We start from the raw sequence: 22544 nt of genomic DNA, 5'->3' as shown, positions 1-22544 counted from the left end.
AACTGGTTTCTCCTTACAAGCCTATTATGCGCCGAGAGCCCAGAGCCGACCACCCAACGACTCCAGACTCTCTTTGTTTTGGTATGATTTTTTTAACAGCGCGTTTACAAAAATGTTTTACGAAACTCCGTCGGGGTCAGTCCGGTATGCTTTTTAAAGGCAATGCTAAAATAGTTGGTATCTGTGAATCCCACAACCTCCGCTACCTCCGCCACCTTGCGATTCGGGTCCAGCAGCAGTTCTCGGGCTCGCTCAAAGCGAACACGCGTCTGGTAGTCGGCGAAGCTTTCACCTGTAACTTGCTTGAAACGGGCACTCAAATACTTGGGGCTCATATTCATGTACTCTGCCAGACGGTTCAGCCCGCCATCCTCCTGAAGATGCTCGCGAATCCATTCCTTGGCCCGTTGGAATTTGCGTGGAATGCCCTTCTCGCGTGATTCTCGGACATGACGACCCACCCGAACAAAATAACGCGATACATAATCAATCATCTCGGGCCCATGCCGTAATCGGGACAGCTCCAACAACGGGTCCTGCTCCTGCATGGACGTTTGTCCTACAGATGCATCACTCTGGACGATCCGCATGACGAACAGGACGAGCTGAGTGACGATCATTTTCACCTGCTTGACAGGCAAGCCCGCCAATTGTCCTGACCATTCCTGTAAAATCGCATGTACGGCAGCATCATTGCCGGCTCGAATTTCCGTAATCATCAGTAGTTCCTTCTCCAGTAATTGACTGCTGTTCGGCTCGGCCGTCTGAATGCTCTCATAGGGGATGATCTGGCTATAGCCCACCCACCCCCGATGCTCCGCCGCTTGCACAGCTTCCTCATACGCTTCGGGAAGTTGCTCCATCCGTTGAACGGGACGGCTAATCCCGATGGACACGCCCTGGCTCAATCGTTCCTGCACGGCCTGCCGAATCTGCTGTGCCGTCCGCTCCGCCGCCCTGCAAGATGCCGTCGCCAGTAGCACAACACGCCGATCGCGGGAAACCGCCGCACCATGCGCCTTCGCCCCGGCTGCTGCCGCAGCCTCCCCCGTCAGTCCGGCGAATATATGGCTGCTTTTATGCATGGAACCGTGTGGCTTGCTAGTGGCGGTTGCCTCTTGCTGCGACGACTCCTCCAGCTCGCAGCACAGCACGGTATAAGGCGGCCCACTCGTCTCGCCGAAAAATCCCAGCCCGTCCATCTCTCGAATGACCTCGGCTGCAGGACGCCGCTGCTGGAGCAAATCCAGCAGTAGATGCTCCCTGTACAATGGCTCCAATGAACGATGGCGGTGAATGGCTTCCTCCTCGCTTCTTCGCCATTGTGCAATGCGATCCTCAGCCCGGCTCAATGCCGCTTCAAAATCTCCGCTGGTCACCGGCTTGAGCAAATAATCGACCGCTTGAAGCGAAACTGCCTGACGAATATACGTCATAGATTCGTACCCTGTTAGAAATAATAACGGGGTCCGCTGATCCTTTTCCCGAATGGTTTTTGCTACGTCCAGTCCACTCATATCCGGTAAATTAATATCCAGTAAAATCATGTCCGGTCGCTGCTCCGTATACAAACGTAATGCCGTTGTGCCGTCCTCCGCCACATCACTGACTTCCACTGACAGGCCACTTTCCGCCACCATCAGCTTCAGTCCTTCCCGAATATGATATTCGTCGTCCACAATCAGCAGCCGGTACATGCCATCCTCCCCTTTCTTATTCGGTTCGAATGGGTGCAAGTAAAGTAACCGAGGTGTACTGACCCGGCTCGCTTGTCACGGACAGTCCATATTGCGGACCATAATGCCGAAGACGTTCATGTACATTGCGCAACCCAAAGCCAATAGCATTCCCCCGTTCCGCATCCAGCGACTTCCGGATATCGTTCAGACGCTCGGCTCCAATACCGCCCCCATCATCACTGACCGTCAAACGCAACATATCCCCTTCCCTTGTACCGGATAACATGATATAGCCACGGTCGGTGCGCCCTTTTAAGCCGTGGTAAATAGCATTTTCGACGAGCGGCTGGAGGATTAGTTTGGGTACATAAAATCCGCAAATATCCTCCTCGACCTCACAAATCCACTCGAACGAATTCCTAAACCTGAACTGCTGCACCTTCACATAGGCGCTTACATGCTCGACTTCCTGTCCCAAACTGATTTGTTCTCGGCCATAACTTAGCGAAATGCGAAAACATTTACCAAAGGCACCGATTACCTCTGCCATATCCCGTTGCCCATTCGCCAAGGCCATTCCCTTCAGTGATTCTAGCGTGTTGTACAAAAAATGCGGATTAATCTGCGCCTGAAGCGCGCGGAACTCAGCCTGCTTACGCGACAGCAACGCTTCGTAGACCTGACCGTACAGTTCATGATTTTTTTGCATCATATGAAGAAAACGCTCCCCGATCTGCCCTACCTCATCCTTAGGATTAAAAACAACGGAAGTAGGAGCTTCGAAAGCTTGGGCTGAGCCTGTAGCGCTCACACTCCCATCGACCGCCATTAATCGGCTCAATTGAAGCAGGGGGCGACGAATCGTGTCACTCAGCCGATAAGACAGCATCCAGCCCAGCATCAGTGCAATCAAAAAAGTCCAGATGGTCCAGGCGCCGATTTTCCGCGCATCCTCGAACAGCACGGACTGATCGACTTTTTGCAGCAGCGTCCATTGTCCTTCATTTAACGGGCCGTAAGAGATCATCGTCTGGCGGCCGTTCCATGTTCTCCAGTCCTTCGTGAGCACGGGCCTATCCACAGCGGATTTGGCAATCTGCCGCAATAGCGCTTGATCCGCAACACCCTGCTCCGGCAATCGGTATACAGGCTCGCCCTCCTGATCCAGCACCCACATCTGGGTATTGCCATCTGTTTCATGAAAAGCAAGCCCCCGAAACAGACTGGCCTTGTCGATTTCCAGCAGCAAAAATCCGAGGGGTGCATAATCTCCAGTCGTTTTTCGGAGCAGTTTTCCCACATAGATGCGATCCTCCGCCATCCCGCGTCCTGATTCAAACGGCGAATGAGTCATCCACATCATGGGCCGCTCGGCCAGCAGGCGGCGATAGTACACACGTGCTTCCTCTAATGTAGGAAGGCCGCCAAAACGGACCGAAACATTCCCTTGATAGAGAGAATGCTTGAGCCCGCCATTGGCGGCATATATGAGAGAGGACGTGATATACGGCTTGGTCTGGGTTTGCGTACGGACAACCATACTGAGTGTTTCATCGTTCCGTAAATATTCATAATCATCTTCCGGCTTGGTCTCCAGCGTAGACTGCACATCAGGATTGCTGAGAATGGAATTGGTCAGATCATTCAAATCGGAGAGCGTCGCATTGACGTAATTTTCACTCATTTGCCGGGACTGCATAGCCAGTGCTTCCGACTTCTCACCAAGGGAATGGGCCGCGATCCGGTAAAAGGTAAAGGTCAGTACCACCATCGGAATGACGGTAAGTACCAGCGTCAGTACAATGAATTTCCCACGGATTGTAGGAATCCCGGCGAACTTTTGACGACCCCGGCCTCCCATTCAGCTACCTCCCTTACACATAGGCTGGGAGCCATGTCCCGTGGGCTGCAATCAGGTCATCACACAGAGAAACAATATCATCCATGGACAGCTCTGCGGACGTGTGCGGGTCCAACATAGCAGCGTGATAAATGTGCTCCTTTTTCCCGGTGATTGCAGCTTCAATCGTTAACAGCTGGGTATTAATATTCGTCCGGTTCAGCGCAGCGCATTGGGGTGGCAAATCCCCGACAAAGGTTGGCGTAACCCCGTTACGATTCACCAGACAAGGTACCTCCACACAGGCTTCCTTCGGCAGATTGGTAATTAAGCCTGTGTTCATCACATTGCCGCCAATGGCAAAAGGCTGATTCGTTTCGATCGCCTCAAATATATAAGAGGCATACTCGTTTGACCGTTCATGACGCAGATCCTGATTACCCAAAAGCTCTTCACGCATCGTTTCCCATCGTGCAATCTGGCTCACACAGCGGCGCGGGTATTCATCCAAAGGAATATTGAAGCGCTCGATCAGCTCAGGGTATGCCCGTTTGATAAAATACGGATGATATTCCGCATTATGCTCGGACGATTCCGTAATGTAATAGCCGAATTTTAGCATCATTTCAAAGCGCACCATATCATGATGCTTTTCCTGTTGCTTAGCGGCGGCTCGTTTTTTAATCTCGGGATACAAATCTACACCATCCTTGCTCACTTCGAGCAGCCACGCCATATGATTGATGCCTGCGATTTTTGCCTTTACACCTTTCTGCTCCAGCCCGAGGCTTTTAAACAGCTCCGGTATACACGCCTGCACGCTATGACACAGCCCTACCGTACGGACACCTCCATGAACATTCATCACATTCGTCAGCACAGCCATCGGATTCGTGTAGTTGAGAAACCATGCATCCGGGCACACCTCGCGCACATCTGCCGCAAAATCGAGCATCACCGGAATTGTACGTAAATTGCGGAAAATACCGCCAATACCGACCGTATCGGCAATTGTTTGGCGCAGGCCGTATTTTTTGGGAATTTCAAAATCCGTAATCGTACACGGATCATAGCCGCCTACCTGGATGGCGTTTACCACATAGGTCGCCCCACGTAGTGCTTCCTTGCGATCAGTGTAGGAGCGAATCACACAGGTGCTCCCTGTTGTTTTTTTCAAATTGGATAAAATATTTTCCGAATCTTTCAGCCTTATGGGATCAATATCAAACAACGCCAGTTCAAAGCCCTGCAATGCAGGCGTCAACATACAATCGCCAAGCACATTTTTAGCAAATACCGTACTACCTGCACCCAGAAATGTAATCTTGCTCATACTTTTCCCCCATTCACATTTTTGTTCGCAGCTTTGCACTCCAAATGCAAGGATACCCACCGCCACTCTCCCCTTTTCAGGAGGAAAGTGACGATGGGAAAGGTTATTCTTAACTATGCGTTGTTGCCTCCCATTCAGGATACCCCCGCTGGTTTAGCGGAGCTAACAGGCCGAAGCGGTAAGGCAGATGTTACCGAGGATGTCGTAGTTGGTGGGGTTACTAAAGTCTTCGGGCTAACCGGAGTTACCGCTGGAGCCGCAACCCCTGCCTCAATCACGGTTACCTTCGCAATTGCCTTCAATTCTGTTCCCTCTACTTTGCCCTTCAATTCAAACGAACCTGGAGCAGCATATTGTGCAGGGGCTATATCCTCCCATTCCACAGCCACCCATTTAGTGGAGCCTTCTCCATACGTAGCTTCCACGACGCTTGGCAGTTCGGGTTTTTCACCGACATGAGTCGTTACATTTACTTCTTTTAACGCGGTGATTTTCTCAGTTGCCGCCAGATTCTGTGCTGTACCGGAGGCCAGACCTGCCACCTCGGTTGCATTCAAAGCACGGCTGTAGATACGGAATTCATCCACCAGACCATTGAAATATGGATCAGGGTACTGAGATTTGCCGATAAAATTATTTTTGGTCTGACCCAGACTGATAGGATTTAAGGTCAAGTTGGTATTGCGTCCCACTTCTTTTCCATCCACGTACAAGATACCTGTGGAGCCCGAAAGCGTGACCGCAACATGCTTCCATACGCCTGTCGGCAGTACAGGGCCTTCAATCGTCTGCTCCTGTCCCTGCCCGTTGCCTTGGTTGGTAATGGCAAACAGCATGGTATTTCCTGCTTTAGGCGTCAAGAACATATATTCATTCGTCCCGGAGCCGAAGTCAAAAATCCGCACATAATCGCTCAGGCTGTTCGCTTTGACCCAGCCGGATACGGTCAATTGCTGTGCCCGACTGACAATACCCGCCGGAAGCTGCACATAGCTGTCCTTGCCGTTCAGGCTGACAGCATTGCCTGTTTTACCCGTAGCCCAGGCAGCCGTTCCCTTCACGGCAGCATCATTGCCGCTGTCTGATGAATCCGCAACTACAGAACCGCTTGTTTCATCAAACTTGTAAACTGCGAGCTGTTCAAGTAACGGAGCCGCCGGTTCAGCTACCACCGTTACTTTAGCCTCCGCTGACAACTGAGAATCGCTGGCTGTCAGCTTGAACACATACGTTCCCGGCTCGGAAACGTCCACCTTTGTGCGCAGTGATGTTTTGTTACTGAATGTGACCTTCGCGTCCTGTGGTCCTTCAACCAGACTCCACTCGTTTGTCACCTTTCCTTGCGGAAGCCCATCATCCGTAGCCGTGCCTTTCAGAATGATCTGATCCGGCAGCTTTACCTTCGAATCTTTGCCGGCATCCACGACAGGTGCTTTGTTCGGATCAGGTGTGGTCGATGTCAGCTCTACCGTGTAGGAGGATGCTGTACCAATCTCCAATTTAAGCTTGTTGGAAGGCGCATACGCATTAAACTTCCCTTGTGATTGACCGCCTACTTTAACCAAATACGTTCCTTTCTTCAAACCGTCAAATGTAACGTACGTGGAATGGGCTTGGCCCGGCGTTTGATTTTTCAGTTGAAGCCATACGTAATCCTTTGATGTTGCCAGCTTGGCTTCTGTATATTGGTCCTTTTCCAGCTCAATATACAGCTTTTCCGTGATCAGATTGATGCGCTTGAACAGGCCGTCCAGCGGCTTGATCGTATACACGTTGCCGCTTTTGCTCACCTCTGCACCGTAGCCCGTCAATCCGAAAATAGGATCAATTGCGATATCAGCACTTAACGTTTTGAGCGCACCAAACAATCCGAGATCAGCCTCGCCGCTCATGCCGCGCCAGCCGTTAAAAAGCGGAACATTTTTACCGCCGCCAGTGCCGTTCGTGCCGTTATTGCCTTTTTCCGCTTGATACGTCCATGCGACCGCCCCGATGTTTTCAGGGTCCGAGCTGATTTGCCCGGAGTTAATCGCTCCGACATTGGCAATTTTAGCTGCATAGGACAACCGTTGTTGTTCCTCACGGTGATTGTCCTCATGATGGCGAATCCAGTCATCCATCGCATATCCAGCAAGCGAAGTCGTGTACTGGAAGTTAAACCAGTTCTCCCCGGTAATCGTCACCGGATCGGTGTAGTAGTACCATACGGGCATGTGACCGCGTGCCGCACGGGTTTTGGCATTAATTTTACTCATCATTTCCAGGGCTTTGCTTTGCTCTCCCTCTGTATCTATATTCTGTTTGGCTAACGTATATACAGCCTCTTCCCCTGTATTGTCATAGCTATATTCAGAACCGTAAGGATACTTTGTATTTTTAAAATTGTTATATTTGCGATCCATTTTTTCCTTGAGATCATTCGCTTCATCATCATAGCCTTCATCATGAAGTGCCTGAATAATATCCGGTGTGGTCAGTTCGCCCATCAAACCTGTTTCCCAGTTGTACGCGACTGGCCCTTCATACAATGCTTTGAAAATGTTATAAGCCCGCAGCAAATAGGTTTCCTTTGGATGCTTGTAAGTGACAAGATCCGGGTATTCCTTGGCAATCTTGTACATGCTGAAATACGTGTTGTATACGTGCGGATACGCATACCCTCGATAGGTCGGTGTATCGTTAGGCTCTGGCATCAAGAAATCATGAATTAAATAATCCTCATGATGTCCGTTCATCAGATTCGTCCAGATCGCTGTCTCCAAATAATCGTCTACTGCCCGCACCTCTTTGGCGACTGGAGACAGTGTGTTTTTCTCAGCCAGGAACTGTCCGTGGGTCAGACCCCAATCATCTCCCCAGCCCCAGTAGCCGTTGAAAATGTTGCGTTTGGATTTGGTATGCATCATCCAATCGTCAAATACCTTGTCGCGCAGATCACCCGGTACATTCCATTGGGTTTTGTCGACCATAAATGTAGCATGCCGTTGCAGCGCGAGATCAATCGGCTCGATGGCATAGAATTGTAACACCGTTTTATTACCGTTGCCGTATTCTACCGTTATGAAGTTTGGACCCAGCTTAGTAAATTTCAGTTCATAAATGTGATGTCCTCCGGGCTTGCTATCTGTCTGCGGAATAACGGTTCCGTCTGGATAGGTTACTTTGCTGATCGCCTGCTTGGAGCGCAGGTCCACCTTCGCCTTTTGATTCGTAGGCACGATCATGCCGGGTACGACTGTTGTATCCACCAAGTTTTCTTGGTACAACGTATCTTTTACATCATGCTCGTCCTTCACCGCCAGAAACTTGAAGCCATAGTTTTTGCTTTGACCGGGATTCAGGATCAGGCTTGTATTGGGCAAATACCCCCGATTGGTGGACTTGATGACATTGGAATGAATATAAAATACATTGAGTCCTTCCAGCCATTTACCTTCGTTGGCCGGATTCCAGGCCCATTTGCTGCCCGGATGCTCCTCATCCCGCCAGTGATCCTGATACTCAAAGCCCGCACCCGTTGAGGAATCAGGAATCAGCAGCAGGGAAGAACCAATGCCGCTGGGACGCCCAGCTGTAATATAGGAGCTGTCATTGCCGACAAAGGAATGCGTCACCACTCTAGTTTCGTAGATCGCATCACCGTTAGTCCACTGCTCATTAAAAGGAAGAGGCAAACCGAAATCGCCAATCTCCAGTTTTTTTCCACTTGTATTCTGCACCTGTATATTCCACAACACCGAACCATTCGACTCTGCCGAATACGTTTCGATGACTTTAAAATTGCGTATGCCTTCTGCATTAGTAGAATTCTCGTACGTGACAGTGACACGGTTACCACTGGTTGTGATCTTACGTGCGTCTGCGGACTTGTTCGTCCATGCCTTCGTCCAGCTGCCTCCATCCAATCGGTACGTGAACATCAACTCCCCTAGCCACTGATGATCTGCGGTGTTCTGTTCAGGTGTTACCATTGCGTTCATGACATACTCTGTCGGGAAAGCATCTCCCTTGATACGTATGGATGAAATTTCGCCATGCTCCCCTGTCTGAATCGTCAGCTTGTCATTGGATAGTTCATGGGCCTCTGCCGTATGCGTCCCAAACAACACAGACGCTGTGGTTAAAAACAAAAATGCCGCCAATATTCCCTTAAATTTCATCAACACGGCCTCCTTTTGGATCTCGGGGTCCTGATTTGCTTGCCAATCACCTGAAGTCTCTTCATTTCGCTGTAACCTCCTTGGAAATGTAAGCGCTACAACTCTATTGTACAAATCCTTGTCCATTGGTAAAATCAACATTTTCAACCGATTTATATAGGATTTCAACCTAATAGGGGGATACCGTTAGATCGGCAATCAACCAAGCTACGACAGATTTATCTGAATTAAGATTACAGAGGATGGAGAGACAGGAAATTTAGATAGAGAGCAAGGGAGGCATTTTTAGATATATCGGGGTTTGATCAGATTATACAAACGGACACCGTGAAACTGAGAAATTTATTTTGAGTTGCTGTAGTGGGGAATCGTTACGTTGGTTTTCCAGATGCGAAGGTATTTATTTAATAGATTCGCTCCTAAGGTAGAATTTGGAGTCTGCGTATGTAAAGAATTTCTGGGATAGGGTATGGGGTATTTGCTGCTTAGTGATTATTTTCAGACATTTGATCCTCCCCGTGCCGTCATTCTTTAAAGTTCGATTATAGTCCATAATTATCTGTTAAATAGGTGGTAGTGAGAGGATTAGGCAAACATTTGGCACGAACGGGATAACGATCGCTTTGTCATCTGGTGCATAATAAAGATGTGAAGTGGGTGTCTGTTATGAATATGAATTGTAGTTGATTTACACATAATAATTAAAAATACTGGAGGATTTTATATGCAAAAAGTAACTTTGAACAATGGGGTTGAGATGCCTGTACTCGGTTTTGGTGTTTATCAGATCCAAGATGCAAATGAATGTGACAAAGCGTTTATGACGCTATTATGGCAGGCTATCGGCTGATAGATACCGCTGCCTCTTATTTAAATGAAGAAGCAGTTGGCAGAGCGATCAAACGTAGTGGCGTGACAAGAGAGGAGTTATTGATCACTACGAAACTTTGGGTTCAGGATACGGGTTATGAGCGTACAAAAAAGGCATTTGAAAAATCACTGGATAGATTGCAATTGAATTATTTGGATTTGTATTTAATTCACCAGCCATATGGAGATGTGTTTGGTTCTTGGCGCGCTATGGAGGAATTGTACCGTGAAGGAAAGGTCCGTGCAATCGGCGTTAGTAACTTCCATGAGGATCGCCTGATCGATTTGATTATTCATAATGAAGTAATTCCTGCCGTGAATCAGGTTGAAACGCACCCATTCAACCAGCAAATTGAAAATGCAAAATTCATGAAAGAGAATAATGTTCAGATCGAATCCTGGGCGCCTTTTGCTGAAGGGAAAAATAACTTGTTCCAGAATGAAGTATTGGTATCCATAGCTGAAAAGTATAATAAATCCGTTGCTCAGGTGGTTTTACGCTGGTTGACACAAAGAGAAGTTGTTGTGATTCCAAAGTCTGTTCGTAAAGAAAGAATTATCGAAAACTTCAATATCTTTGACTTTAAGTTAAGCCAGGAGGATATGGAGTCGATTACTACGTTAGATACGAAACAGAGCCTGTTCTTTTCACATCGCGATCCTGACATGGTGAAATGGATCGGTACCCGTAAACTCGATATCTAACCATCTTTTAAAAGATCACCCGTAGGTTTTGATTACGCCAAAAGAACCAACAATTAAAAGTATGGAGTAGATGCCCTAAGGATATCTACTCCTCTTTTTCGTTTGCGGCATCAATGTATTTATTAAGCTAATCTGCTCGTTAGTTGAGAAAACGACAGCCACTTTATCGTCTGCCGTCTCCTCGTGTTTATTGAACTATCGTTGATATTGGCATTATTATCGAAAAATACTGCATTTCTTTCCCTCTATGCAACCTGCGTAATAACAAGGTGCGCGGAAACTGGTCTTGTTCCTCCAGCTAATGGAGTGATCGTGAGTGCCGCGGCATTGCCAGCAGGATTTCGCACCGTGAGTACTGAATTAATGACCGTTGTTTGCACAAGAGCCATTCCTACTATTTGAGAAGTACCTGTTGCACGCCCGACCACCGTATAAGCCAGATCAGCGCCGTTGAGTGTTAAAATGAGTTGACCCGGTTCGTTTACACCTACCTGAAACAAAACCTGATAAGTGCCAATTGTAGCCAAGTTAAAAGAGCTCGCATTTATACGGGTAATTGCAGTCCCACTGATTGGACCATCTTGCGGAAAACTTACGTCTGTATCGGGAGCAACAGTTGCTGCATTATCAGGAGGCATCAAGGCAAAGAAATCTGCAAATCCTAATACTCCACCTGCCGGCCCTGCGGGTCCCGCTGGACCTGTTGCTCCTGCTGCTCCTACTGGTCCCGCTGGTCCTACTGCTCCTGCTGGTCCTGCTGGTCCTGCTGGTCCTACTGCTCCTGCTGGTCCTGCTGGTCCTGTTGCTCCTGTTGGTCCTGCCAATCCAGCTGCACCAATTGCTCCTGCAATCCCTGCAAGTCCCTGTGGGCCAAGTGCTCCTGCAAGTCCTTCGGGGCCAAGTGCGCCTATCGCTCCTGCAATCCCTGCAAGTCCTTGGGGACCAAGTGCTCCTGCAAGTCCTTGGGGACCAAGCGCCCCAAGTGCTCCTGCAATCCCTGCCAATCCTTGGGGGCCAAGTGCTCCTGCAAGTCCCTCGGGGCCAAGTGCGCCTATCGCTCCTGCAAGCCCTGCCAATCCTTGGGGGCCAAGTGCTCCTGCAAGTCCTTCGGGACCAAGTGCGCCTATCGCTCCTGCGAGCCCTGCCAATCCTTGGGGGCCAAGTGCTCCTGCAAGTCCTTCGGGACCAAGTGCGCCTATCGCTCCTACAAGCCCTGCCAATCCTTGGGGGCCAAGTGCTCCTACAAGTCCTTGAGGTCCAGCTTCTGCAATTGCTCCCGCAAGTCCTTGAAGTAATTGCTGACCTTTAGGTGGGGGACACGGTACCCGCACTATTTTTTTAATAACTAGAAGACGTCGTTTCTTTTTTTTCCCTTTTGGATGGCAAACAATTGCGGTTTTCTTTTTGCACGATTTTTTTTTATCCAGAAAACTCAACAGTTTCTTTTTTCTTTTCTTTTGGATGGCAAACATTTGTGGTTTTCTTTTTGCACGTTTTTTTTTATCCGGACAACTCAACAACGACACCTCCCTATAAATATGGTTCAGTGTACGCGAGTTGTTTATTTTAGGCATGGACGAATAGCCGGTTATTCTCTAGACTAAAATCCATTTTTAGAATATTGGGTGTTAAGTAGGGTGATGTTATACCACAAACCACACCACTCTTTCAGTATAATTACATAATTTAAATCGTCCTTCTCTGCGTCAACCAAAATCACATTTAGTTCTTTTTTTGTACCTCACAGTGGCAGTGTGCTCCCTGTTCTAAATTCAAGTATCGTTCCCGTTAATTGAATCATTTCTGTGATAATACAACAAAGCGTTCGACTCCGTAATATTTTTCTCCTAGGCTCACTAATCCTGAAACCAATCCTGCTCACATCATTGATCCACCTTGTAGATTCTTCTGGTAAGCGCCTGGTCATCATCGGTCCATGATATTTGGAGCTGTTCGCGGGTTTTTGAGTGCAGGCAGTAGAATACCATCGATTAGCGCTGTGAAGAAAGACTTGTCGAACGGTTTGCGCTGGATGAGTCCACGAAAAGAAGCCATTGAAGTAATGACCTGGCAAGCCATCTCAATGTCCGCGTGAGCAGGAATTTCACCGCGGACGACGGCTCGGTTCATAAGCTCGCGGTTTACAACAACCCATGGCTCGAAAATTCCGGCTGTTCCTGCTTCGGCAAATTCCGGATGCTGCAAAAAGGAGCCTAGGCCCGCTAGGACTCGAAATTTGCGTTCTTCTTCCGCGGTCGATTGCGGCTTCAAAAGCACGAGGAGATCTTCGCGCAAGGTTCCTGTATCAGGCAAGCTTTCGAGCTCAAGATGATTTCGATTCATCCATGCCAAGGCGTCTCGGACTAACTCCGCCTTGGAAGACCAGCGGCGGTAAACCGTCGCCTTCCCAGCCTTTGCTCGAGCCGCGACCATGTCCATTGTCATACCATCGAAACTCGTATCGGCGAGGATGGCGATTGCCGCCTCGAGGATTTTATCATCCCGCGTGTGATCTCTCTTGCGTCCCAATGTTTGCGCAGGCTTTTCTGCCACAACCTCAGATAATTCGCCCCTCTCAGACATTTCCTTTTTTATTTTACTCATAAACTTAGCTCCTTTTAAAATATATATTAAGAAACTCATTAGTTCCGGAACTTTAAAGTTTCGTTTTGTGTGATTTAATATCATTATCCCACATCGAACGGGAAATATATAGATGGTACCCTATACCAAAAAGGAGATTACGACCATGCAGGACAAACCCGTAGCCTTGATCACCGGTGCCAATAAAGGAATAGATTTACAGATTGGGAAGAATCTAGCGGAACACGGCTTCACCGTGCTCGTTGGATCACGCAGCCTCGAGAATGGAGAAACTGCCTCCAAAAGCATCAGTTCGGATGCGCACGCTCTCCAGCTCGACGTTACCGATCAGGACTCCATTGTTGCTGCAGCAGAGCGTATTCGGAACGAATTTGGTCGTCTCGATGTACTTGTGAACAATGCGGGCATATCACACGCAGGTAAACCGGACGATCCGTTTCCGAGCAGTGGCGCGACGAGCGGTCTTTTGACCGTAGCTTCGCTCGAAGACATTCGTTCGGTTTATGAAACTAATGTTTTTGGTGTCATTGCAGTCACCCAGGCCATGTTGCCACTTTTACGTGAGGCTCCGGCAGCACGCATCGTCAACATGGGCAGCACCGGCGGCTCCCTTAGCTGGAATTTCATTCCGGAAAACTCACATCGTGCGATGTTTGGGGCCTATTCGGCATCAAAATCGGCTGTTCATGCGGTGACACTTGCCTTTGCCTTTGCGCTTGAATCGACAAACATCAAGGTCAATGCGGCCTGTCCAGGTTTTACATCGACTGCGCTCAATAATTTTGCTGGCACTCGTAGTGTTGAACAAGGGGCGCGTGAAGCGGTCCGGCTTGCGATGATTGGTGCGGACGGTCCAACAGGAACGTTCTCAGATGAGGATGGACCCATCGCGTGGTAATTATAATTTATACAACAATGGTTAGTAGCCTAAGGGGGATTTCATGATGCGTGTTTTCGTAACAGGAGCAACAGGTTACATCGGTTCCGCTGTCGTCCGTGAACTCATTGATGCGGGTCATCAGGTCGTCGGTCTTGTGCGCTCAGACAATAGCGCTGCGAAACTAAAAGAGGCCGGGGCCGAAGTGCACCGCGGTGACATTGACGATCTCGACAGCCTTCGTAGTGGCGCGGCTGCTGCGGATGGCATTATTCATCTGGCATTCAATCACGACTTCTCGAACTTCGCCAGGGCACTCACAGCAGATCTGCACGCCGTCGAAGCGATGGGGGCGGCGCTGGAAGGGTCCGGGAAGCCGTTCGTGATCACCACGCACGCTAATGGAGTGGCAGCAGAAAACGTAATGTTATTGCTGGCTGAGCGCGGAGTGCGGACATCGATCGTAGAGCTTTGTCCTTCGGTACACGGTGAGGGTGACACAGGATTTGTGCCGAGACTGATCAACATTGCCAAAACGAAGGGCTTCTCAGCCTATGTGGAAGAGGGGAGCAACCGCTGGCCGGCTGTGCACCGCCTTGACGCCGCACATCTATACCGCCTTGCGTTAGAAAAGGCACCCGCCGGTTCACGACTAAATGGGGTCGCAGATGAAGGCGTGCCATTTCGCGACATCGCAAGTGTTATCGGTAAACACCTGAACGTGCCTGTAGTCAGCATTTCACGTGAAGAAGCGGACACCCACTTCGGCCTCCTCAGCACACTTGCAGCGCTCGATATCCCGAGATCAAGCGTTGCAACTCAGGAACTTCTGGGATGGCGGCCTGTGCAACCTGCACTGATCCACGACCTCGAACAGTCTCACTACTTCAACAACTGATTGGAGACGAGATCGAGAATAGTTCATGGGCCGCTTAATAAAGCACTTGAGAAAAGCGAAGCAAGACATGGACTAACAACAACATGTATGAAATAGAAGTTTGGATATTAAAACAAGATCAACACGAGTGCATACCACACTAAATGTTGTTACCTTCATTTGCAGCAAACTATTCTGGCTAATCGTATTGTTAGGTCACTTCCCACAAGGAAATTTTTCATCTTCACTTATGGTATGGTTCACCGCGTTGGCTGAAGGGGCAAGTTCTCAAAAAAATAGTCTCCTTATCAGAGACTACCCACGATCTTCCTGTTTGATAATCATACGATAAGCGGTAGCTTTTCATCATTCTTTCAAAAAAGGGCCATCCTTTTGCGGGATAGCCCTTGCTTTAATTTCACTTTTTTGCAAAGAGAATAAGGGGCTGGTTTCCTCCATTTGCGCTTTTTGCTTACTTTAATATTGTCCTTTAATTACAAAAAACGAACCCCGAATTGTTCCAGCTAGTTTAGACTTCTGCCTAGCAAACTTAAACTTCCCTTCTAGCTCCTTTGGTACCTCCATCCCCTCAGAAAGCTTAAAACCAACAGCCCGCTTTTTAGGGTCATCCACCGTATACATGACATTGATTGCAAGACCATCCTCATAAAAAACGTAGGTAAATTGGATATTTTCCACTTGAAAACGCGACGTTTCTAAAGGTTTAGCCGCAAACGCAATATCACGTTCTTCTCTCAAAATTCGGTTCACATATTCAAGGCTCTCCTGGCTTTCGCTAGCTGGTACAACCGTAAACTCATGCTTGTATTTGTTCATAAAATAACGGGCCTCATTAGCACGTAAACCAGCAAGCGCTTCTGCTACAGGTGATGACTCTAAACCAACCGTAGATACATCTTTAAAATCAACGAGATACGACATTTTCATTCCTCCTCTTCTCTCTTTACGCCCTAACAGCTTCCGCATTTCACCAAAATCAAATTCATTCCTCAAGTTGTTGTAGAAACACACTTATAGCCAGACTTCAAATTAATTCTTTTATCTACCACATAGTATACCAAAATTGACTCAAGAGAAGATTTGAATGGCGAATTTGTTAGTTTGTTAAATAGTGTTCACATAGACTGGTATTCACAAACACCGCTTTAAATATTCGACCAGCGAGATAATACGATGTTGCCTATGGTTCCTCGAGGTCGGGAAATTAAGGACTCAGAGTATGTCCTAACAAAAAACTCTCGGCCTGTGCCCTGTACTCCATTAAGGAGGTTCAGATTCACAAGCCAAGACATTTGCATTCATGATGGTGGCCGTTAGTCCATGTTTGTTTGGGAAAGACCCTCTGCATGGAAGGGGGCGTACCCGCATATGTAAACCAAATAAGTACGATACCTATCTATCATGAAAATATAGATGCACGGTTGAAGAATTATATCGTGCCTGTAATTGCGCTAAACTTTGTAACGGTTATACACGAGCGTCAAATGAAAAAAAACGCCGGCGACGACAAGTTGTTGCGGCAGATGATCGCGGCTATGGACGAAGGCTTTCGCGTGGTTAGAGGCCTTACAATATCCGCTAACGCCGGCCGCGCAAGCTTCACTAATCCGCAAACGACCGGCGTTAATGCGCCTTTTTTATGAAAATTTATCATAGGATGCCGATCAGCCGACTGGTTAACGGATCCGTAGGGGAAATCGTAGCTTTGAGCTGCGTGTTTCACCTTTGGAAGGAACAGACCCGGGTCCCTACACCCAACTGGGACGAGTTGGAAAAGCGTTTTGAAGCCAAGGTCAACCGTTCATAACTCTTACCCGAGGAGTAATCAACCGAAGATGATTCTATTTCTACAAAGAAGACTTTGATCATTATAAAACAAGGGGCGTTCAGTTGCTTGAATCTCCGAAACTTATCGCGACAGCATGACGCGTTTACCGGTCTATATATTCAAATTAAACTGCAGTTCCAAGCCGCATTGGATCAGATGTCTCCTGAATACAAGGGTGTTTATCGGAGATCTTCATTCTGCGGTGTCGTTGAAAACCTTATTGGAGTTCCCCACCTCTGATGCCGTTCTGAAAGCCGGTGTCTGATAAAAATATAGTATTAGACTGAATTGAATATAGTAATAGCGGCATCCTTGGACTGAAAAAGGAGAAAGTCCTAGACTACCGCTGTTCTTTATTTAACTAACGTTCCTCGTTAGTTGAATAAGCACGCTTTCTTTTATTACACAATATCTTCGTACTGTTCAGTATTTCTATCATTCATCTTTTACTTTTATTATGAGAAGTGTTAGACTAATATAGGTTTTATATACTTATTACCGATTACTAAGATGTGTAATCAATGAAAGGATTTGATGAATGTGGAATCGACTAATTTCAAAGTTATACCTGAAAAACTTAAAGGTAGGACGATTGAAGATGTCGCCATCACTACTAATGCTGTGGTTATTAAATTTACTGATGGTACTTATTTAGATATCTATCTCGATGAGGCTGCACAAACATTAAAGACATCAACAAACAAGCTGGATAGTTAACTCAACACTTTACACTTAGCTATCATTTTCCCAGCTTCCTCCTTCACAGTTTGCGTCAAATGCGACATAAAACCTCCACTTATCTTGTTCAACTAAACTGCCCGTTAGCTCAATGAAAAAAAGCAGCCCCTCATGAACTGCCCTACTGCTACTCACTTCAACAATAGGATGAGTTCATTCAAAGGCTACCTCATTTACCAAGTAATCCAACCACTCGTTCGTTTGTAACTGTGTAGGAGCTCGTATTCTTCACTACGCATCAGTCGTTTCATTTTTGTTCTATACAGACGATAATCATCTTTTCTTGCTATCTTACATTCTTTGTTGTAATGAACACTCTTGATTCCTTTACGGAAATCCTTAAGCTTCTCTTTTCTTGAATCTTTGGGCTTATTATTGATCTCCAGACTTTGCTGTTTCTCATCTTCCCAGAATTGAATCTCTTCCCGTGTAAACATCTTCATCCCCGTTGTGCCGGGTTAGATTTTGGCATTTGAAGCCATGACCTTAGACACAACTAATAGAAGAAGATCTTCGGATTGAACATTAGCTCACCTCTGATTTTATTCTCCCTTATTTTAACATATTTATAACTATCCTGCCCTTTAGTTTAATAAAAAGAGAGCAGACTTGAAGCGCCTGCTCAACATTGTGTGTTATTTAACTATCGTTCCTCGTTAGTTGTACGCCCTATCCATAGAAAGCCTCGTGTGCACCTGTCATATCTGGCATCGTGATATCCATGGTCACCATGTCCAGTTGCTTCTCAGACGAAGAAGACTCCGGTCAGCGCTTCGCTCAAAGCCTATTGAACGGTAAGCAGATTGAAGTTTTAGATCTGGTGCGGTTGCTTCTCTCGCCGATACCAGAGTTAGGTTGCGGGGTGCTGGAGGCGGGGTAATTTCCGATGAAATTTTCTGTCTGCATGCTGATATTGCCTTCAAGAATTGAACTACGAGCTGAAACTTAAGTATATGGAGGAGATTGGCTTGGAGTTTCTACTGCTTGTGATGTCGATAAAAACAGTTTAAAAGTAAAAAAGGAGAGATGGCATAAAAATAAGCCATCTCTCCTTTTTCATATATATAAAGCGGGTAATGGGAATCGGACCCACGCTACCAGCTTAGAAGGCTGAGTTTTACCATTGAGCTACATCCGAAATAGATGCCGGTGAGAGGACTCGAACCTCCACGGTTTCCCTCACGATTTTGAGTCGCGCGCGTCTGCCAATTCCGCCACACCGGCTTATGAAGTTAATGGCGTCCCCTGAGAGATTCGAACTCCCGACCTTTTGATTCGTAGTCAAACGCTCTATCCAGCTGAGCTAAGGGGACTAATAAATGGAGCGGACGACGGGAATCGAACCCGCGACCCTCGCCTTGGCAAGGCGATGCTCTACCGCTGAGCCACGTCCGCAAAAAACAAGATGCGCGTGGAGGGACTTGAACCCCCACGTCAAAGACGCTAGATCCTAAGTCTAGTGCGTCTGCCAATTCCGCCACACGCGCATGTAATACAATGGTGAGCCATGAAGGACTCGAACCTTCGACACCCTGATTAAAAGTCAGGTGCTCTACCAACTGAGCTAATGGCTCGTAAAACTGGTGGAGGATGATGGATTCGAACCACCGAACCCGTAAGGGAGCAGATTTACAGTCTGATGCGTTTGGCCACTTCGCTAATCCTCCAAAATGGTGCCGGCGAGAGGACTTGAACCCCCAACCTACTGATTACAAGTCAGTTGCTCTACCAGTTGAGCTACACCGGCATATTAAGTTAAATGGCGGAACCGACGGGATTCGAACCCGCGATCTCCTGCGTGACAGGCAGGCATGTTGGGCCTCTACACCACGGTTCCAGAGGCAACTCTCTTAGTTGAAAGTAATTGCGGAGGCAGGATTTGAACCTGCGACCTTCGGGTTATGAGCCCGACGAGCTACCGAACTGCTCCACCCCGCGACAGTAATAAATATTTATTTTTCAAATGGTGGAGGCTGAGGGGCTCGAACCCCCGACCCTCTGCTTGTAAGGCAGATGCTCTCCCAGCTGAGCTAAGCCTCCGAATTACTATGACCCGTAGGGGATTCGAACCCCTGTTACCTCCGTGAAAGGGAGGTGTCTTAACCCCTTGACCAACGGGCCATATATCTATTATTAAGAGCTGGCGGAGAGAGAGGGATTCGAACCCTCGAGACGCTTTTGGCGCCTACACGATTTCCAATCGTGCTCCTTCGGCCAACTCGGACACCTCTCCATATGGCTCCCCGAACAGGACTCGAACCTGTGACAACTCGATTAACAGTCGAGTGCTCTACCAACTGAGCTATCAGGGAATATTGGTGGAGCCAAGGGGGATCGAACCCCTGACCTCCTGCGTGCAAGGCAGGCGCTCTCCCAGCTGAGCTATAGCCCCATCTAAAAAATCAATTTTGTATGTATAATCAATAGCCTGATAGGCGAAAAAAAATCCCCATTATGGGGTTGCTTGGCGACGTCCTACTCTCCCAGGACCCTGCGGTCCAAGTACCATCGGCGCTGGAGGGCTTAACGGTCGTGTTCGGGATGGGTACGTGTGGAACCCCTCCGCTATCGCCACCAAACATGAATTTACATCGTAAATTCTACCGTACGGTTATTCAGTTCATCACTTATCGTGTGAATGAATAGCCATGCGCTTGTTGTATGTATTTCTACATACATTCAAGGTTACACCCTGAAAACTGGATCCGAAACTCATTTACGTTTTATTTTTAGGATAAGCCCTCGACCGATTAGTATTGGTCAGCTCCATGCATTACTGCACTTCCACCCCCAACCTATCTACCTCGTCGTCTTCAAGGGGTCTTACATACTGGGAAATCTCATCTTGAGGGGGGCTTCACGCTTAGATGCTTTCAGCGCTTATCCCTTCCGTACATAGCTACCCAGCGGTGCTCCTGGCGGAACAACTGGTACACCAGCGGTACGTCCATCCCGGTCCTCTCGTACTAAGGACAGCTCCTCTCAAATTTCCTACGCCCACGACAGATAGGGACCGAACTGTCTCACGACGTTCTGAACCCAGCTCGCGTACCGCTTTAATGGGCGAACAGCCCAACCCTTGGGACCTACTTCAGCCCCAGGATGCGATGAGCCGACATCGAGGTGCCAAACCTCCCCGTCGATGTGGACTCTTGGGGGAGATAAGCCTGTTATCCCCAGGGTAGCTTTTATCCGTTGAGCGATGGCCCTTCCATGCGGTACCACCGGATCACTAAGCCCGACTTTCGTCCCTGCTCGACTTGTAGGTCTCGCAGTCAAGCTCCCTTCTGCCTTTGCACTCTTCGAATGATTTCCAACCATTCTGAGGGAACCTTGGGGCGCCTCCGTTACTCTTTAGGAGGCGACCGCCCCAGTCAAACTGCCCACCTGACACTGTCCTCGCACCGGATCACGGTACCAAGTTAGAACCTAGATACGATCAGGGTGGTATCCCAAGGATGCCTCCTCTCAAGCTGGCGCTCAAGATTCTACGGCTCCCACCTATCCTGTACAGATCGTACCCAAATTCAATATCAAGCTGCAGTAAAGCTCCATGGGGTCTTTCCGTCTTGTCGCGGGTAACCTGCATCTTCACAGGTATTAAAATTTCACCGGATCTCTCGTTGAGACAGCGCCCAAGTCGTTACGCCATTCGTGCGGGTCAGAATTTACCTGACAAGGAATTTCGCTACCTTAGGACCGTTATAGTTACGGCCGCCGTTTACTGGGGCTTCGGTTCATAGCTTCGCCCGAAGGCTTACCACTCCCCTTAACCTTCCAGCACCGGGCAGGCGTCAGCCCGTATACTTCGCCTTGCGGCTTCGCACAGACCTGTGTTTTTGCTAAACAGTCGCTTGGGCCTTTTCACTGCGGCCCCCTCGGGCTATTCACCCTACCGAGGCACCCCTTCTCCCGAAGTTACGGGGTCATTTTGCCGAGTTCCTTAACGAGAGTTCTTCCGCGCGCCTTAGAATTCTCTTCTCGCCTACCTGTGTCGGTTTGCGGTACGGGCACCTTCTCCTGGCTAGAGGCTTTTCTTGGCAGTCTGAGATCATGACCTTCGCTACTACAATTTTCGCTCCCCATCACAGCCCAGCCTTAACGATGTGCGGATTTGCCTACACATCAGCCTCACTGCTTAGACGGACATCCATCAGTCCGCGTCACTACCCTACTGCGTCACCCCATCGCTCATAACGGATTACGGTGGTACAGGAATTTCGACCTGTTGTCCTTCGACTACGCCTATCGGCCTCGCCTTAGGTCCCGACTTACCCTGAGCGGACGAACCTTCCTCAGGAACCCTTAGGCTTTCGGCGGATCTGATTCTCACAGATCTTTTCGTTACTCATACCGGCATTCTCACTTGAATGCAGTCCAGCGCTCCTTACGGTACACCTTCAACCCGCATTCAACGCTCCCCTACCCCTGATGCAAGCATCAAGCCATAGCTTCGGTGGTGTGTTTAGCCCCGTTACATTTTCGGCGCAGAGTCACTCGACCAGTGAGCTATTACGCACTCTTTCAATGGTGGCTGCTTCTAAGCCAACATCCTGGTTGTCTGTGCAACTCCACATCCTTTCCCACTTAACACACACTTGGGGACCTTAGCTGATGGTCTGGGCTGTTTCCCTTTCGACAATGGATCTTAGCACTCACTGTCTGACTCCCGGAACTAAATCTATGGCATTCGGAGTTTGACTGAGCTTGGTAACCCTTGCGGGCCCCGCACCCAATCAGTGCTCTACCTCCACGATTCTGTTTTCCGAGGCTAGCCCTAAAGCTATTTCGGGGAGAACCAGCTATCTCCGGGTTCGATTGGAATTTCTCCGCTACCCCCACCTCATCCCCGCATTTTTCAACATGCGTGGGTTCGGGCCTCCAGTGCGTGTTACCGCACCTTCACCCTGGACAGGGGTAGATCACCCGGTTTCGGGTCTACGTCCACGTACTCATTCGCCCTATTCAGACTCGCTTTCGCTGCGGCTTCAGCTCTTCACCTTAACCTTGCA

At 48.4% G+C, this 22544-nt stretch carries 12 protein-coding genes, 14 tRNA genes, 2 rRNA genes and 2 pseudogenes (1 of these 30 cut by a window edge); 6 read left to right on the top strand and 24 right to left on the bottom strand.

Annotated elements, in window-relative coordinates:
• Positions 1–104 precede the first annotated feature (104 nt).
• The 4 genes from MHI21_RS05330 to MHI21_RS05315 all read right to left on the bottom strand — a co-directional run bounded on the left by MHI21_RS05330 (position 105) and on the right by MHI21_RS05315 (position 9012).
• A complete protein-coding gene (locus MHI21_RS05330) occupies positions 105–1697 on the bottom strand; it encodes a response regulator (protein WP_341162145.1) in 1593 nt (530 codons plus the stop codon).
• 16 nt (positions 1698–1713) lie between these two features.
• Positions 1714–3540, bottom strand: coding sequence for a sensor histidine kinase (locus MHI21_RS05325; protein ID WP_342419586.1), 1827 nt, complete (start codon positions 3538–3540; stop codon positions 1714–1716).
• A 13-nt stretch (positions 3541–3553) separates the two neighbouring features.
• Positions 3554–4852, bottom strand: coding sequence for an alpha-glucosidase/alpha-galactosidase (locus tag MHI21_RS05320; RefSeq protein WP_342419585.1), 1299 nt, complete (start codon positions 4850–4852; stop codon positions 3554–3556).
• 134 nt (positions 4853–4986) lie between these two features.
• On the bottom strand, positions 4987–9012 hold the full coding sequence (locus tag MHI21_RS05315) for a DUF5695 domain-containing protein (RefSeq protein WP_342419584.1): 4026 nt from the start codon (positions 9010–9012) through the stop codon (positions 4987–4989).
• Between the two features lie 724 nt (positions 9013–9736).
• Here MHI21_RS05315 and MHI21_RS05310 point away from each other — a divergent pair.
• Positions 9737–10587: pseudogene (locus MHI21_RS05310) on the top strand (aldo/keto reductase).
• Between the two features lie 245 nt (positions 10588–10832).
• Here MHI21_RS05310 and MHI21_RS05305 read toward each other — a convergent pair.
• Together MHI21_RS05305 and MHI21_RS05300 are read right to left on the bottom strand one after the other, a co-directional pair.
• On the bottom strand, positions 10833–12113 hold the full coding sequence (locus MHI21_RS05305) for a collagen-like protein (protein WP_342420179.1): 1281 nt from the start codon (positions 12111–12113) through the stop codon (positions 10833–10835).
• Between the two features lie 400 nt (positions 12114–12513).
• On the bottom strand, positions 12514–13170 hold the full coding sequence (locus MHI21_RS05300; protein ID WP_342419583.1) for a TetR/AcrR family transcriptional regulator: 657 nt from the start codon (positions 13168–13170) through the stop codon (positions 12514–12516).
• A 166-nt stretch (positions 13171–13336) separates the two neighbouring features.
• On the opposite strand from MHI21_RS05300, the gene MHI21_RS05295 reads away from it, so the two are divergent.
• Together MHI21_RS05295 and MHI21_RS05290 are read left to right on the top strand one after the other, a co-directional pair.
• On the top strand, positions 13337–14089 hold the full coding sequence (locus MHI21_RS05295) for an SDR family NAD(P)-dependent oxidoreductase (RefSeq protein ID WP_342419582.1): 753 nt from the start codon (positions 13337–13339) through the stop codon (positions 14087–14089).
• A gap of 46 nt (positions 14090–14135) precedes the next feature.
• Positions 14136–14966, top strand: coding sequence for an SDR family oxidoreductase (locus MHI21_RS05290; protein WP_342420178.1), 831 nt, complete (start codon positions 14136–14138; stop codon positions 14964–14966).
• Positions 14967–15422: 456 nt separating this feature from the next.
• Here the strand turns inward: MHI21_RS05290 and MHI21_RS05285 are convergent, their stop codons facing one another.
• Positions 15423–15887 carry a phage tail protein gene (locus tag MHI21_RS05285; RefSeq protein WP_342419581.1) on the bottom strand — a complete coding sequence of 155 codons (465 nt, stop codon included), beginning with the start codon at positions 15885–15887 and terminating at the stop codon, positions 15423–15425.
• A 425-nt stretch (positions 15888–16312) separates the two neighbouring features.
• Here MHI21_RS05285 and MHI21_RS05280 point away from each other — a divergent pair, with 425 nt between their 5' ends.
• From MHI21_RS05280 to MHI21_RS05270, 3 genes and pseudogenes are all read left to right on the top strand, one after another.
• Positions 16313–16609: a hypothetical protein gene (locus tag MHI21_RS05280; RefSeq protein ID WP_165176675.1), complete on the top strand. Its 297-nt coding sequence runs from the start codon at positions 16313–16315 to the stop codon at positions 16607–16609.
• 202 nt (positions 16610–16811) lie between these two features.
• Positions 16812–17044, top strand: a pseudogene (locus tag MHI21_RS05275) (IS110 family transposase); the annotation flags it as partial.
• A gap of 290 nt (positions 17045–17334) precedes the next feature.
• Positions 17335–17511 (top strand): hypothetical protein, encoded by a 177-nt coding sequence (locus MHI21_RS05270; RefSeq protein ID WP_196765492.1) that lies wholly within the window; start codon positions 17335–17337, stop codon positions 17509–17511.
• Between the two features lie 194 nt (positions 17512–17705).
• Here MHI21_RS05270 and MHI21_RS05265 read toward each other — a convergent pair whose 3' ends face one another.
• The 17 genes from MHI21_RS05265 to MHI21_RS05185 form a co-directional block, all read right to left on the bottom strand.
• A complete protein-coding gene (locus MHI21_RS05265) occupies positions 17706–17969 on the bottom strand; it encodes a hypothetical protein (protein ID WP_342419580.1) in 264 nt (87 codons plus the stop codon).
• 707 nt (positions 17970–18676) lie between these two features.
• Positions 18677–18756: transfer RNA gene (locus MHI21_RS05260), tRNA-Leu, on the bottom strand.
• A gap of 12 nt (positions 18757–18768) precedes the next feature.
• A tRNA-Arg gene (locus tag MHI21_RS05255) sits at positions 18769–18845 on the bottom strand.
• 7 nt (positions 18846–18852) lie between these two features.
• Positions 18853–18927, bottom strand: a tRNA-Gly gene (locus MHI21_RS05250).
• Between the two features lie 11 nt (positions 18928–18938).
• Positions 18939–19019: transfer RNA gene (locus MHI21_RS05245), tRNA-Leu, on the bottom strand.
• 11 nt (positions 19020–19030) lie between these two features.
• A tRNA-Lys gene (locus tag MHI21_RS05240) sits at positions 19031–19106 on the bottom strand.
• A 7-nt stretch (positions 19107–19113) separates the two neighbouring features.
• Positions 19114–19199 (bottom strand) — tRNA-Tyr (locus MHI21_RS05235).
• Between the two features lie 4 nt (positions 19200–19203).
• Positions 19204–19279: transfer RNA gene (locus MHI21_RS05230), tRNA-Thr, on the bottom strand.
• A gap of 13 nt (positions 19280–19292) precedes the next feature.
• Positions 19293–19369 (bottom strand) — tRNA-Asp (locus MHI21_RS05225).
• 27 nt (positions 19370–19396) lie between these two features.
• Positions 19397–19470, bottom strand: a tRNA-Met gene (locus MHI21_RS05220).
• 26 nt (positions 19471–19496) lie between these two features.
• A tRNA-Val gene (locus MHI21_RS05215) sits at positions 19497–19572 on the bottom strand.
• A gap of 9 nt (positions 19573–19581) precedes the next feature.
• Positions 19582–19653 (bottom strand) — tRNA-Glu (locus tag MHI21_RS05210).
• Positions 19654–19673: 20 nt separating this feature from the next.
• A tRNA-Ser gene (locus MHI21_RS05205) sits at positions 19674–19765 on the bottom strand.
• A gap of 3 nt (positions 19766–19768) precedes the next feature.
• Positions 19769–19844 (bottom strand) — tRNA-Asn (locus tag MHI21_RS05200).
• Positions 19845–19848: 4 nt separating this feature from the next.
• Positions 19849–19924, bottom strand: a tRNA-Ala gene (locus tag MHI21_RS05195).
• Positions 19925–19994: 70 nt separating this feature from the next.
• Positions 19995–20111 (bottom strand): 5S ribosomal RNA (gene rrf, locus MHI21_RS05190).
• A gap of 151 nt (positions 20112–20262) precedes the next feature.
• Positions 20263–22544: ribosomal RNA gene (locus MHI21_RS05185) — 23S ribosomal RNA — on the bottom strand (it continues 664 nt past the right edge of the window).

Origin of the sequence: Paenibacillus sp. FSL H8-0168 (genome assembly GCF_038592955.1) — a bacterium.
GTDB classification, from domain to species: domain Bacteria; phylum Bacillota; class Bacilli; order Paenibacillales; family Paenibacillaceae; genus Paenibacillus; species Paenibacillus polymyxa_B.
Note: the sequence above shows the minus strand (reverse complement) of the source record. Positions and strands in the feature narration are given on the sequence as shown.